The organism is Tessaracoccus sp. (assembly GCF_016714275.1).
Taxonomy (GTDB): Bacteria; Actinomycetota; Actinomycetes; order Propionibacteriales; family Propionibacteriaceae; genus Arachnia.
The window spans coordinates 1-13,902 of sequence record NZ_JADJNP010000012.1; the positions used below are offsets into that span (position 1 = coordinate 1).

15 protein-coding genes are annotated in these 13,902 nt (G+C 66.1%); all 15 read left to right on the forward strand.

Annotation, left to right across the window (positions count from 1 at the left end):
- A partial coding sequence (locus IPJ61_RS20795) for a hypothetical protein (protein ID WP_297112370.1) occupies nucleotides 1-573 on the forward strand: 573 nt, incomplete at its 5' end.
- 75 nt (nucleotides 574-648) lie between these two features.
- Complete coding sequence (locus IPJ61_RS20800) at nucleotides 649-2,196, forward strand: hypothetical protein (RefSeq protein WP_297112372.1); 1,548 nt, start codon at nucleotides 649-651, stop codon at nucleotides 2,194-2,196.
- A gap of 6 nt (nucleotides 2,197-2,202) precedes the next feature.
- Entirely contained in the window at nucleotides 2,203-2,424 is a 222-nt protein-coding gene (locus IPJ61_RS20805; protein ID WP_297112374.1) for a hypothetical protein, read from the forward strand.
- On the forward strand, nucleotides 2,424-3,905 hold the full coding sequence (locus tag IPJ61_RS20810) for a phage portal protein (RefSeq protein WP_297112376.1): 1,482 nt from the start codon (nucleotides 2,424-2,426) through the stop codon (nucleotides 3,903-3,905). The genes IPJ61_RS20805 and IPJ61_RS20810 overlap by 1 nt, the downstream gene beginning before the upstream one ends.
- A gap of 2 nt (nucleotides 3,906-3,907) precedes the next feature.
- Nucleotides 3,908-4,717, forward strand: coding sequence for an HK97 family phage prohead protease (locus IPJ61_RS20815; RefSeq protein WP_297112378.1), 810 nt, complete (start codon nucleotides 3,908-3,910; stop codon nucleotides 4,715-4,717).
- Complete coding sequence (locus tag IPJ61_RS20820) at nucleotides 4,714-6,468, forward strand: phage major capsid protein (protein WP_297112380.1); 1,755 nt, start codon at nucleotides 4,714-4,716, stop codon at nucleotides 6,466-6,468. Before IPJ61_RS20815 ends, IPJ61_RS20820 begins: the two co-directional genes overlap by 4 nt.
- Nucleotides 6,465-6,791: a hypothetical protein gene (locus IPJ61_RS20825; RefSeq protein ID WP_297112382.1), complete on the forward strand. Its 327-nt coding sequence runs from the start codon at nucleotides 6,465-6,467 to the stop codon at nucleotides 6,789-6,791. The genes IPJ61_RS20820 and IPJ61_RS20825 overlap by 4 nt, the downstream gene beginning before the upstream one ends.
- A gap of 12 nt (nucleotides 6,792-6,803) precedes the next feature.
- Nucleotides 6,804-7,328 (forward strand): hypothetical protein, encoded by a 525-nt coding sequence (locus tag IPJ61_RS20830; RefSeq protein WP_297112384.1) that lies wholly within the window; start codon nucleotides 6,804-6,806, stop codon nucleotides 7,326-7,328.
- On the forward strand, nucleotides 7,325-7,828 hold the full coding sequence (locus tag IPJ61_RS20835; protein WP_297112386.1) for a hypothetical protein: 504 nt from the start codon (nucleotides 7,325-7,327) through the stop codon (nucleotides 7,826-7,828). The genes IPJ61_RS20830 and IPJ61_RS20835 overlap by 4 nt, the downstream gene beginning before the upstream one ends.
- Nucleotides 7,829-7,833: 5 nt before the next feature.
- Nucleotides 7,834-8,061: a hypothetical protein gene (locus IPJ61_RS20840; protein ID WP_297112388.1), complete on the forward strand. Its 228-nt coding sequence runs from the start codon at nucleotides 7,834-7,836 to the stop codon at nucleotides 8,059-8,061.
- A 2-nt stretch (nucleotides 8,062-8,063) separates the two neighbouring features.
- Complete coding sequence (locus IPJ61_RS20845) at nucleotides 8,064-9,077, forward strand: phage tail tube protein (RefSeq protein ID WP_297112390.1); 1,014 nt, start codon at nucleotides 8,064-8,066, stop codon at nucleotides 9,075-9,077.
- A gap of 2 nt (nucleotides 9,078-9,079) precedes the next feature.
- Entirely contained in the window at nucleotides 9,080-9,511 is a 432-nt protein-coding gene (locus IPJ61_RS20850; protein WP_297112392.1) for a hypothetical protein, read from the forward strand.
- Nucleotides 9,508-9,882 (forward strand): hypothetical protein, encoded by a 375-nt coding sequence (locus tag IPJ61_RS20855; RefSeq protein WP_297112394.1) that lies wholly within the window; start codon nucleotides 9,508-9,510, stop codon nucleotides 9,880-9,882. The genes IPJ61_RS20850 and IPJ61_RS20855 overlap by 4 nt, the downstream gene beginning before the upstream one ends.
- 172 nt (nucleotides 9,883-10,054) lie before the next feature.
- A complete protein-coding gene (locus tag IPJ61_RS20860) occupies nucleotides 10,055-11,635 on the forward strand; it encodes a phage tail tape measure protein (protein WP_297112396.1) in 1,581 nt (526 codons plus the stop codon).
- Between the two features lie 95 nt (nucleotides 11,636-11,730).
- Nucleotides 11,731-13,845, forward strand: coding sequence for an H-type lectin domain-containing protein (locus IPJ61_RS20865; protein ID WP_297112398.1), 2,115 nt, complete (start codon nucleotides 11,731-11,733; stop codon nucleotides 13,843-13,845).
- The last annotated feature ends 57 nt before the right edge of the window (nucleotides 13,846-13,902 follow it).

The following is a 13,902-nucleotide window of genomic DNA, read 5'->3' on the forward strand; positions in this document are numbered from 1 at the left end:
CGCGTCGCGGCGTCCCGGAGACGGATAGGGGGCAGCGTGAAGGTCTGCGCGTGTGGTTGCGGGGTTGAGTTCACCCCGCGGAAGTCGACGGGCGTGTACGCGACCGACAACTGCCGTTTGCGGGCGAACCGGGCGAAGCACAAGCGGGAGGCGGACGGTGAGCAGATCAGGCAGGCGTCGGGTATTGCTGCGGTTGTCGCGATCGGTGCACGGGGTTCGAGGGCGTCGGCGGGCCGGCGATCTGCTGTGGCAGGCCGAAAAGGCGCAGCGACGGGGTCGAAGGGCGTCGGCTCGGCTGTTCGGCCGGGCCCGATCGAGGCGCAGCTGATCGACGAGCTCGGTGACGCCGGCAAGACGTCGCTCGGGTTGCAGGCTCGAGCACTCGCGTCGCGGATGGACGATGCGGGAACGACGGCGTCGGCGATGTATTCGCTGTCGCGGCAGCTGGTGGTTCTGACTGCTGCGGCGTTGCGTGACCAGGTTCCCGACGTCGAGGTCGATCCGGTGGCTGCTGTGCAGGCGCAGGTCGTCGAGATGCGGCGCGAGTTCGCGCGGCGGCAGTCGGCCGGCTGAGCGGCCGCGCGGGCGGGGGGGGGGGGCGCCGCCGGGGGCGGGGCCCCGCCCCCCCGGGACTGAGAGGGGGCGCGGGTGTCGATCGACACGCTCGAGCGGCTGCACGTCGACCCGGCGACCCTGATCGTGCCGGCGTACCTGATGGTGCCCGAGTTCGATTACACGCTCGGGCCGCTGGTCGCCGACATCGCCGCGCTCGGCGGGATTCCTCCCGACCCCGAGCAGCAGGTCGGGCTCGACGCCGTGTTCGGTGAACGGCTCGGGCTGCCGGCTGTCACGTCGGGGCTGCTCGTCGGGCCGCGGCAGAACTTCAAGTCGATCAACCTCGAGCAGATCGAACTCGGCTGGATGTTCGTGACGTGTGAGCCGGGCGCGACCTGGTCGGCGCACCAGCACAAGACGGCTCGCGCGAACTTCGAGCACGTCGCGGCGATGATCGAGTCGACGCCGGCACTGTCGCGGCACGTCGTGAAGATTCTCGACGGGCAAGGCGACGAGATGATCGAGCTCAAGGGGGGCCGGTACAACGAGGGTCGGCAGTTCCCGTTCGTCACCAGGTCGACCAGGGCTGGTCGTGGGCGTGCGTTCGGGAAGCAGATTTGGGATGAGTACCTATTCGTGACGAAGCAGCATGAGGGCACGCTGCTGCCGGCGCAGACGACGTTCCCTGATCGGCAGCGGATTGGGGCGACGTCGGCCGGTATCGGTATGTCGGCTCGGGCCCGGGCGATGCGTGATCGTGGCCGGCGCGGCGACCGGACGCTCGACCCGCGGTTCTACTACATCGAATATTGCGACGATCTCCCGGGGGCGTGTGCGGCCGGCGAGGAATGCTCGCACCTGTACGGCGTCGACGGCTGCCGGTATGACCAGGTCGACCGGTATCTGCGGGCGAACCTAGGCGTCGCGCGCGGCCGCATCACGATCGAGTACATCGAGGACGAGCGAAAGGATCTCGACCCGGCCGAGTTCGGTCGGGAACGGCTCGGGTATTGGGATGAACCCGACGAAAGCGATGATCTGGTCGGCATCGACGATGACACGTGGGAGGAACTTGAGGACGCCGACAGCGAGATCGTCGGCGAACCCGTGTTCGGGCTGGACGTGAACCCGAAGCGGACCTGGTCGACGATCGTCGCCGCGGGTCTGAACGCGGAAGGTAGGAAGCACGTCGAGGTTTCGGTGCGGCGCACGAAGTCGGGCGACCTTGAGCCGGATCACCGGCCGGGCACGACGTGGGTGCTGCGCAGGTTCCGTCGTCTGCTCAAGCTGTACCCGGCGTTGCGGGTGCGGATTCTGGATAAGTCGCAGGCGGCAACGTTCGGTCCGCGGCTCGCCGAGCTCGGCTGCAACGTTGAGTACGTTCAGCCGGGCGATTGGCCGGAACTGGTCGCCGATATGGTCGACGCGATCGCGTTGCACGAACTGGTTCATATCGGGCAGGTTGAACTGTCGACCGCGGCGGCGTCGGTCGTGCTGGTCCCGGTCGGTGAGGAACGTTCCCGGTGGGGGCGTAGGAAGTCGGCCGGTGAGATCGGGCCGATCATGGGCGCAACTGCTGCACTGTCCGGTGTGAACGAGGGCGGATCAGCTTACGAATCGAACAGATTGGAAGTGGTTTAGGTGGCGATGTCTTTCGGCCGGGTGGCGATCTCCCGGCGTGTGGTGGTGAACCTGCACGACGGCACCGCGATCAGCGGCATCCTGTGGGACGACCGCAAACCGATCCTGATCCTGCGGTCGGCGTCGCTACACCAGGCGGGGCAGCATGTTCCGCTCGACGGCGAGGTTCTGATCGAGTACACGCAGGTCGCGTTCATTCAACTTCCTGAGACGGACGGGGGCCGCTGATGTCGTACGTGATTTCTGCCGGTGAACTCGCCGGCATCGACCGGCGTGAGATCCCGCGGGGCGGCAGCCTGCAGCTGGGGTCGACGTACACCGCGACGTACGCCGAGATTTGGCGGACGCAGCCGCAGGTTCGCACGGTCGTCGACTTCCTCGCACGGAACTTGGCGCAGATCGGGCTGCAGCTGTTCGAGCGTGTGAGCGACACCGACCGCAGGCGCGTCACCGATCATCCGCTCGCGAAGATGCTCGACCGGCCGAATCCGAAGATGACGCAGTACCGGTTCGTCGACACGCTGGTTCACGACATCGGCATTTACGACGTCGCGTGCTTTGCGAAGCTCAAGGCGGCGGACGGGTCGCGGTCGCTGTTCCGGCTGCCGCCGGCGAAGCTGACACCGATCGGCGACAGTTGGCTCGATCTCGACGGCGTGAAACTCAAGGGGTCGAAGGGCAGCCGCGAGTTCGATCTCGCCGACGTGCTGCTGTTCCGCGGGTACAGCCCTACCGGGGTCTGGGGAACACCCCCGATGGAAACGCTGCGGCAGATCCTGCTCGAATCGTGGAACGCGGGAATCTACCGGTCGCAGATGTGGTCGAACGGGGCCCGGTTCTCGGGTGTCATCGAACGGCCGCAGGCGGCGAAGTGGTCGCCGCGTGCCCGTGAAGATTTCCGTAACGACTGGTCGGGGCTCTACACCGGCGACGGGCCCGGGGCTGGCGGCACCCCGATCCTCGAGGACGGCATGAAGTTCGTTGCGTCGCAGATCACCCCGCAGCAGGCCGAGTACACGCAGGCACGGAAGCTCACCAGGGAGGAAGTCGCAAGCGCGTATCACGTGCCGCTGCCGATGGTCGGCATCCTCGAACACGCGACGTTCTCCAACATCAAGGAACAGCACCAGCAGCTGTACCAGGACACGCTAGGGCCGTGGCTCGTCATGATGCAGCAAGAGTTCGCGCTGCAGCTGCTGAACGATTTCCCGGGCACTGCCGGCATGTATCCCGAGTTCAACCTTGAGGCGAAGATGCGCGGCTCGTTCGAGGAACAAGCAGCCGTCATGCAGACGATGGTCGGCGGGCCGGTCATGACCAGGAACGAGGGCCGCGGACGGCTGAACCTGCCGCGGATGGACGGCGGCGACGAACTGATCGTGCCGCTGAACGTGCTCACCGGGGGGCAGGCATCGCCGACCGACTCGGCACCGAAAGCCGTCGCGTCTGGATCCGCACACGACGCGTCGCGTGCAGCTGGTGACGTGTTCGCCACTGCGCGAGCGCTACGGGCGGTCGACCCGGTCGACCCGTGGGCGCAACTCCCCGCGGGGCATCGTGACCGGGAGAAGCAGTGCCGGGTGTGCGGCACGATCTGGATCAGCAAGAGCTACGCGCAGCATTGCGAGCTCGAGCACCTGAGCAGGGAGAACGACGAGGCCGACGCCGAGACGGTGGCCGCGATCACGGAATCGATCGAAGGGCGATGAGCATGTTCAAGAGCAAGATTGTTCCGATCGGTGCAGTGAAGGCCGGTCCTGAGGACGGGCTCGCTGAGGGCGAGTTCATCGTCTATCCGTCGACGTTCATCCGTCGGCCGGACAGCTACGGAGACGTCATCGCAAAGGGCGCGTTCGACGACACGATCGCGAAGTGGAAGGCATCAGGCCAGACACTCCCGGGGCAGTTCGGGCACCGGTTCGACGACCCCGAGTATTACGTCGCTGCGGGCACCGACCAGGGCACCGACGATCGCGGCTGGTGGGTGAAGGGCATGTTCGACCCTGAGCCGAAGGCGCAGAAGGTGTACCGGCTGGTGAAGGGTCGCCGGCTCGGAAAGCTCTCGTTCTCATTTGACACGCTCGACGAGGGCAAGACCGTCCTCTCGATCGCTGCGGGGGATCTCGTCGACGGGCCGGCGAACGAACTCCGAAAGGTGAAGGTGCACGAGTTCTCATTCGTGCCGTTCGCCGCCAACGACGACACGTTCGTCGCCGGCATCAAGCAGGACCAGGCGGCGGCAGCGTTGCAGAACATCGCGGCCGAACTCAAGGCGGGGCGCGTGCTCTCGTCGAAGAATGAGACGCTGCTACGCGCAGCGTATGAGTCGATCGGGAACGTTCTCGACGGACTCGAGAAAGTACCGGACGACGGCAAGGCCAAAGCAGACGAACCGCAGCCCGATCCCGCTGCCATGCGTCAAGCTCTCGTCAAGATGTCGCTCGAGCAGATCGATCTCGCCGCGGAACTGATCGCGTGCGAGCAGCAAGACAACACCGACAACGAAGGGATTCAGTCATGACCAAGTACCAGCGGCTGCTCAAGGATGCTCTCGGGTTCCTGGGCGCAGCGAAGGCGATCGCGGAAGCAGCTGAGGCTGCCGGCCGGGAGATGACCGACGACGAGCGTGCGTCGTTCAACGAGAAGGCGGCGCAGGCTGCCAGCGCACGGAAGGCTGCCGAGGTCGCGAAGGCCGACGAGCAGGTTCTCGCGCAGGCGAAGGAACTCGCCGAACTGATCGGGACGGATGCCGTCGACGATCTCGACGAGCAGAAGGCGGCGACCCCGTCCCGCGACCGGGTGCAGAAGTCGCTCGGCGAGACGTTCATCGGCAGCCCGCAGTTCAAGCAGCTGATGCGGCAGTTCACGACCAGCGACGGTTCGGTGCACGTGAACGACGGCATGCGGGTGCAGTCCGACCCGGTCGCGTTCAAGTCGCTGATCCGGCAGAAGGCGCTGCTCGTTGGTTCGTCCAGCACCAGCGTCGGCGGGTTCGTCGTCCCCGAACGGACCGACATCCTCGAGATGCTGGGCCGGCGTCCGCTGACGATCCGCGATCTGATCAGCGTGCGTCGTACCGGCAGCGACACCGTCGAGTACGTCAAGCAGCTGGCGCACACCAACGCGGCAGCGTTCGTCGCTGAGGCGACAAGCTCCGCGGCACCGATCACCGGTGCGGCTCTCGGCGATCCGCTGCAGCTGAACGCGAACGGCGGCTACAAGCCGGAGGGCGCGTGGACGTTCCAGAAGGCGACCGCGGTCGTCAAGACGCTCGCCGAGTGGGTGCCCGCAACCAAGCGTGCGCTTGCTGACGTCGCCGCGCTCGAGGGTCTGATCAACGACGAGCTCGTCGCCGATCTCGCCGAGACCGAGGAAACGCAGATCCTGACCGGCAACGGTTCCGGCGAGAACCTGCAGGGCATCATCGGGACCAGCGGCATTCAGACCACGGCTGCCGTGACCACGAACGACGCGACCTGGTTCGCTTCCTTCCGTACTGCGAAGCGGCTCGCGCAGACCGTCGGCCGGGTTGTCCCGACCGCGATCGTCGTGAACCCGACGCAGGGCGAGAAGATCGACACCGCGAAGGACGCGCAGAACCGGTTCTACGGTCCCGGTCCGTTCTTCGATTTCCCGAACCGCTCCCTGTGGGGCATGAAGGTGATCGAGTCCGAGGCGATCACCGCGGGCACCGCGCTCGTCGGCGATTTCTCGAAGGCGGTTCTCTGGGATCGTGAGCAGTCGTCCGTGAGCATGACCGACTCGCACGCGGATTTCTTCATCCGCAACCTGGTCGCGATTCTCGCTGAGGAACGCGTCGCGTTCGCAGCTGGCCTTCGGACCGACCGCGTTCGGTCATGGCCGGCCGCCGGCGGGGGCGGCGGGGGGGGGGGGGGGTCACCGGGCGCTGAGGTCATGGCTCGTCGGCGTCCCGTGTGGGCGGGCGGCGACAACCACCAGGTGGCAGGGCACCGACGACCGAAGCGGGGTCGGGCACCCCGAGCAGTCCATGTTCGCAGCAGGGCGGGCGGGCGGGCGGGGGGGGAAGCGCCGCGGGGGGGCGGGGGGGGGGGGGGGGCCCCCCCGGCGCCCACGCCGCCCGCCGGGCCGGGCGGGGCGGGGGGGGGGGGGGGGGAGAGGAAAAAGCAAGGACGGGCGGGGCCGGGCGGCGAGAGCGGCCGCGGCCCCCCCGCCCACAGGGGGGGGGGGGGGGAAGGGGGGGGGGGGCAGGGGGCACCACGACCGCCGCACGCAGGGAAGGAAAGACGATGAGTGAACTCAAGCCGTACCGGGTCGTCATGTACGGGCACGAAACGACGCTGATGCTCGACGATGCCGATGCGAAGGTGTGGGGCGTCGCCGACCAGGCTGTCGACGCCGAGCCGGCCGATCTCCACGATCCCGACACGGTCGCCGCTGCCGAGCAGGCGGTCGCCGCTGCGGCGGCTGAGGTCGCCGACAAGCAGAAGGAAGCTGAGGACGCCGCGGCTGCGAAGGTCACGGCGGATCTCACCGAACAGCAGGCACCGGCACCGAAGGCTGCACCGGCACCGCGTCGGAACAAGGCGCGGCCGGCACCCGCACCGAACAAGTAGAGGGGGGCGGCGATGTTTCTCGATATGGAAGCTGATGACGTCGCGACGTTCGTCGGTGCGACAGCGGCACAGAGTGCGGCAGGGGTCGAGGCTGACGCGAGGACGGCATGCGACTACGTCGAGGACATCGCCGGGCCGATCGAACAGCGCACGATCACCGAGCGCGTCTGGTCGAACGGTCGTTACCTGCGGCTCGCCGAGTCGCCGACGACTGTGACCGCGGTCGCAGTGCAGGATCACCCCGAGTACGTCGTACTGGTCGACCAGCTGGTCGTCGGTAACGGCGGCGTGTGGGGCGGCACGTACGCGCTGCCGGGCGGTTGGCTCGACGTCACCTACACCGTCGGGTACGCATACGATCCCGTCGCTGAGATCCCGGTCGATGACCGGCCGGCGTGGGCGATCGGTGCTGCGAAGCTGCTGACGAAACACAACTGGCAGGCGAGGCAGCCGCAGAAGGCGTCGAACGTGACCGTCGACCTGCAGGCGCGGGCCGACAAGATCCTCGAGCCACACGCGAAGGGGGCCCGGCCGTGACCGCAACAGTGTCCGGTCTGTTCCCGGTCATGAACCAGCCGTACGACATTCTGAGCGTCGAACCTGAGTTCGTCGACGGCGGTGTCGCTGTCGTCGACGGGCTCGGGAACATTGACGACGTCGGCGATTTCCTGCACATCGGGGTCGACAACCCGTTCGGTACGGGGCAGGTCGCGGCCGGGCAATCCGATCAGGAATGGTCGGGTGCCGGGCCCACACTGCGGACCGAGACGGGCAGCGTGACGTGTGTCGTGATCTGCCGCGACGCCGACGGCGACCAGCGCGCATGCCGTACCCGATGCGAGGGCATTCTCGCGACGGTGCAGCGGCTACTGCGCACGAACATCAGGCTCGACCCCGAAGGATTCACAGCACCGTACGGGCTGGTCAAGACGTCGTTCGGCGGGCTCGAGTACGACCAGGACAACGCCGAAGATGGGGCACTCGCGCTCGCAGTGTTCCGCGTCGGGTTCACGTTCAATCTCAACTCGGAAGGCTAGAGCAGATGAGTCTCATACACGTCGCACCGTTCGGTGCCGATTACCCGACGCTCGGACTGTTCGCGATCGAGCCGGGGCAGATCGTCGAGCTCGCCGGCATCGACCGAGATCGGGCACTCGCGACGACCATGTTCGAGGACGTTCCCGAACCGAGGCAGCCGCGCAAGCGGGCTCGCAGCAAGACATCGACGCCGGTCGCAGCTGCGGCCGAAAACACCGAAGGAAGTGAGTAACCATGGCAAGCGTTCAAGACGTGCAGTTCATGATCGGCGACGAGACGACGTTCGGAACCCCGGTCACCGTGACCAGGTCGTACGAACCGAAGTCGGGCGACGGCATGGAATACCGGCCGAACCGGAAGCAGGGCGAAGGTCTGCGGGTGGGTGCGGTCGGTCCGATCCGTGACCGGCGCGTCACGCCGAACTTCGACTACGGCGGACCGTTCAACCTCGAGCCGGTGTCGAAGTCCTACGGCTACATGATCAACAAACTGTGCGGCGGCACCGCAACACACACGGTCGTTTCGGGTGCGGTGTACCAGACCGTGCACACGCTCGGCGGACCATTGAAGCCGTTCACGATGCAGCACGGCATCCCGCGGCTGTCCGCTGACGGGTCGGCAGTCGTCGACCCGTTCACCTACACCGGGTGCACCGTGCCGACGTTCGGGTTCAGCATGGACAACGCCGACATCCTGCAGCTACGGCTCGACGTCGACGCACGCGACCTGTCGCTCGCGACCGGGCTCGCGACCCCGAACCGGCCGACCGGGGCGAACCTGTTCAGCTTTGCCGGGGCGTCGCTGTACGGCGGCACCTACGCGCAGGCAACGAACACGGCACTCGCAACCGGTGCGACTCCGCTCGCGAACATCACGAACTGGTCGATGGACGTGACACGAAACGCGGACGTGTCCCGGTTCCTGGCCGGGAACGGTGGCCGGAAGTCGATCCCGGTGCCCGGTCTGGCAGCGGTCACGGGCACGATCGGGATCGAGTACAGCGACACCGTTTACCGCGACGCGTTCCTCGCAGATACCGACCTGACTCTCGTCGTGAACTTCGAAGCGGCGACCCTGGCGACCGGCAAGGAGACGATTCAGTTCGCGATCGCGAACTTCCGTCTCGACGGTGAACTGCCGAAGCCGACCGGCGAGATCAACAAAGCATCGTGTAACTACACCGCACTCGAGAACGGCACGAACCCGCTGCTGCAGATCATGCAGCGGACGCTCGACACGGCGATCTGATCATGCCGGTCGACGTCATCGCGTCCGATTACGTGAAGCTGATCGGGAAGCTCAAGACGGTCGACCGGAAGGTCAAGCGCGCGATGCTCAAGCGCATCCGTGAAGCGGCCGGGCCGATCGGCCGGCATGTGCTCGCTACCGGCTCGGCGAAAATGCCGAGCCGGGGCGGGCTCGCTGCGCGTCTGGCCGGCGACAAGACGACGACCGCAGTGCGTGGCACCGGGGTCGATATCTGGCTCGGCAACAAACGGCGCTCACAGATCAACCGGATCAACCGGCTCGGGCTCGTCCGTCACCCCGTGTGGGGCCGCGCATGGTGGTCCGACACGAAGGTTCTCGCCGGCACGTACGGCGACGCATTCCAGCAACTTCCACCCGAGGACCGTGCCAATCTGGCGAAGGTGCTCGACGACATCATGAAGGAACTCAAGTGAGCGGTTTCATTCTGAACGGCAAGACGTACACGCACGTCGATCTCGCCGACATCCTGGTCGGTGACCAGATCCGCGTCGAGCGGTGGCTCGCGAAAGCCGACATCAGCGAAGCGCGGACCTGGGAGGACGTCATCGCGATCGCGAAAGAGATCAACCGGCTGCCGAACTTTGCTGCGCAGAAGGCGCACCCCGAGTTCAGGTTCTCGATCACGATGACCGTGTGGCTTGCACGTCGCGCGGCCGGCGACGATGTCACGCTCGACGAGGCGCTGCAGTACCGGTTCGACGACGTGACCTGGTTGAACGACGAGGGCGTCGAGGACGACGACGACGATGAGGATGACGCCGAGGGAAAAGGTTCCGACCTGTAGGTGATTGGCGGCGTCGGCCGACGAAGCCGATCGAGCTACAGGTCGAACGAGCGCAACCGCTATTGGCATACCTGTATGGGTTCAAGCCGTGGGAGATCCTGCAGCTGACGTTCGCGCAGTTCTGCAGTTACCGCGAATGGGACGGGTACAAGACTCTAGGGGGCGAGTAACGGTGGGGAACGAGCAGGCACTCAAGCTCACGCTGATCGGGCACGACAAGTCGGCGTCGACGGCGCTGCACAAGGTCGAGCGGTCGGCGAAGGGCGTCACGACCGCGACGTCGAAGCTGGGCAGCATCGGCAAGGGTGCCATGCTCGGGATTGCTGCCGGGCTCGTCGTCGCCGGCAAGGCTGCTATCGACTTCGGCGGCGACAGCATCAAGGCGTTCGCCGACGCCGAGAAGTCGCAGGCACAACTCGAGGACGCATATCGGCGGTTCCCGAAGGTGCAGAGCGTGTCGATCGAGTCGATGCGGAAGTACAACGAAGCATTGCAGCGTAAGACGGGTGCAGACGCTGACGACATCGCATCAGGGCAGGCTGTGCTCGCACGGTACAAGCTGACCGGGAAGCAGCTGCGCGATATGACGCCGCTGCTCGTCGACTACGCGAACCGGACCGGTAAGACGATCCCGACGTCGGCGGGTGTGCTGGGCAAGGCGATCATGGGCAACGCGAAAGCGATGAAAGAGCTCGGGATCAAGTTCAAGGACACCGGCGACCCGGCGAAGAATTACGCGATCATCATGAAGGGGCTCGAGAAGTCGGTCGGCGGGTACTCCGACAAGGTGCCTGAGGCGGAAAAGAAGTCGAAGATCCTGGCGGCGTCGTTCGGTGACCTGCAGGAAGGCATCGGCGAGAAGCTGCAGCCGGCAATGATCGGGCTGACCGACGCCGGGCAGGGTGTGCTCGATTGGCTCGACGCGAACCCCGAAGCAGCTGCCGGGGCATCGGCTGCGCTCGACCTGCTCGGGCAGGGGTTCTCGTTCCTGTGGGACGTGCTGCGGAAGTACGTCGCACCGGCGCTCGGCTGGTTCATCAAGCAGCAGGGCAACGCGGTCCGCAGCATGGGGTCGATGGTCGACGCAATGAACCAGGTCGATTTCCTGAACCTGATCCCTGACGATGCGGGCGACAAGATGCGGACGATCGCGGACGGTATCGACACCGTCGGGACCGGGCTCGAGTCGCTCGCGAACGATCCCCCGGTGAAGGTCGACACGAAGCCGGCCGTCGCGAACGTCGACAAGCTGAACGCGCGGATCAAGGGCATTAAGGATCGGATCGTGAAGGCTGAGGCGCGCGGCGACACGAAGGCTGTCGACAAGCTCAAGGCGAAGCTCGACAAGCTCCGCGGGAAGAAACTCGATATTCAGGCGAACGTTCGGAAAACGGGTATCAGCAACATCACGATTCGTGGCGTCGGTGGCGGCAAGATGCACATCAGCGCGAACGCGTCTGGTACGTCGTCGAACCCGTTCGATCAGCTGTCAGTCGTCGGTGAAGGTGGGCCGGAGATCGTGCGGCTGCCGGCTCGGGCGCAGGTCATGAGTAACGGGCAGTCGCGTGCGTTCGCGAACCAGGGCGGGCTGAACCGTACCGGTTCGGCGTCGGGTGGCATGACGGTGCAGATGATCCTGCAGGGTTTGCCGGCCGGGCCGCGTGCGTTCGCTGAGGCGATCGAGCGTGAGCTCTACGGGTTGATGCGGTCGCGGGGGCCGGGTGGCACGCTGTCGTTCCTGCGGAAACGCTGAACCCGTCGTACCAGCTGGGCAGTACGCGTCGGCGATCGCCACGCGACGGATGACACGAACGGGGGCAGGTCATGGCAGCTGCGGGCATTCCACTGGTGAAGCTCGAGCAGAACCTGAACGGGTGGAAAGACCTGACGACTCGGCTGCTGTGGGGCGAGACGGGTGCACCGGTCGTGATCACGCGGGGCGTGTCTGAGGATCGGCTGCCGCAGGCGGGCACGATGACGCTGACGCTCGACAACAGCGACGGCGAACTCACCCCCGAACGGTCGGCGTCGAGCTATTACCCGTACGTGACCAGGTTTCGCGAGATCCGGTTCAGCGAGTTCCTGAACGGTGTCTGGCAGCTGCGATTCTGGGGGTACGTCGACTCCGAATCGCTCGCGTGGGGCAACAGTGTCGGCACCGACTGCCGGGTGAACGTGACGGCGATCGACGCGATCAGCATGCTCGGCAGGCGTCCGCTACGGTCCGTCGCGGTCGAGACGACGGTCGAACGCAGCCCGATCGCGTACTACCCGTTGACAGATCCCGAGTCGGCATCTGCCGCTGACCAGTCGGGCACCGGGCAGCCGGCGCTCAAGGTCAAGCAGTGGGGCACCGGTGGCGAGGTCGCGTGGCAGTCGGGCGTGATCCTGCCGACCGACTCGGGCGGCGGGATCGTGTTCACCCCGGCATCAGACAACGGCGTGTACCTGGCATCCGACGTCGGTATCGACCTGCCGACGTTTTGGTGTGCATCGTTCATCGCATCACCGGCCGCGAAAGACGGCTACCTGTTCCAGATCGGGACGGATAGCTACTCGCTCGGCGTCTGGTATGACACCAGCGCGAAAACGATGAGTGCGATCGAGACGAAACTCGACAGCAGCGGCGACCCCATTGATTACGTGCTGTCGACGTCGGGCACCTGGTCGGGCCCGAAGTTCGACACGCTGACAGTGACACCGACGACGGTCAAGCTGGGCAGTTCCGGCACGACCGGAACCCGGCACTCGTCGACAACGATGCTCGATTCAATCGTCGCGGTCGGCGGTGCGTTCGCAGTCGAGTCGGGCCGTGCTCGGATGTACTCGGGCGAGATCAAGCATCTAGGGCTGTGGGTGTCGCTCGCAGTGACGGCCGGGCTCGACGTCGACCAGATGACCGGACCAGCCGAAATGTTCACGCTGTCGGATGCGATCGGGAAGCTCGCGACCTGGTCGGGCATGCCGGCGATCGGCGCGGTCACGCAGGGCAGCGACCGTGACGTCGACCTGCTCCGCACCGAAGGGTCGACCGCTGCCGACCTGATCGGGCAATACATGCAGGGCACGCTGTCGCGGATCTCGGGCGCGCGTGACGGGCAGATCAGGGTGACATCGTTCGACTACCTGCCGGCCGCGGTTGTCGCACCGTCCGGTGTGATCGACCCGTCGGTCCAGTGGGACCGTGACCTAGAAGGCGACGTGTCGGAGGCGTCGACGACCTGGCCGGATGGTTCGACGTACTCGGCGAAGTCGTCTGCGGATGGGCAGGCTCGCGAGATCCCGGGCGTCGTTCCTGACAGCGGCGGCAGGTCCGTCGTTGACTGGACGGTCAACACCAGTGCGGCACCCCCGCGGGTGCCGTATGCACCGTTCGACCTAATGACGATCACGGCGGCGAACGCGCACCAGCTGGCGTTGCTCGATTTCGGTGATCTGCTGCAGGTTCCCGGGCTGCCGGTGCAGCTGCCGTCGACGACACAGTCGGGCATCGTCGACGGGTCGGTCGAGACGATCGGTGCTGATGTGTGGTCGATCTCGCTGCCGACGTCGTACGATCCGCGCGACCGCATGCTGATCGTCGGCGACGCTACGCGCGGGAAGGTGTCGGCCGGGTATCTGGCGGCACCGCTGGGGCCGGTCGTTGATGACACGAACTCGACCTGGCATGCCGGTAACGAGATCACGCACACGCATCTGAACTCGACGGCGTGGAACGGGCCGCAGATCCAAGCTGGGGCATCGTCGATCACTCCGGTCGCGAATACGGTGACGTCGCTCGCCGTGACGTTCCCGACCGCGTTCTCTGCTGCTCCGATTGTGGTGTTGACGATCGGTGCCGGCTCGGACGGCGACGAGATTCAGGAAGTGTCCGTGGCGAGTGTGTCGACGACCGGGTTCACGATCTGGATCTACCGAACGACGACGACGGTTACGTCGGTGCAGTGGTTGGCGGTGAACTGATATGGCGGCTCACGTGTTCATGGCGAACGAGGTCACGACAGCGGCGAACCTTAACTC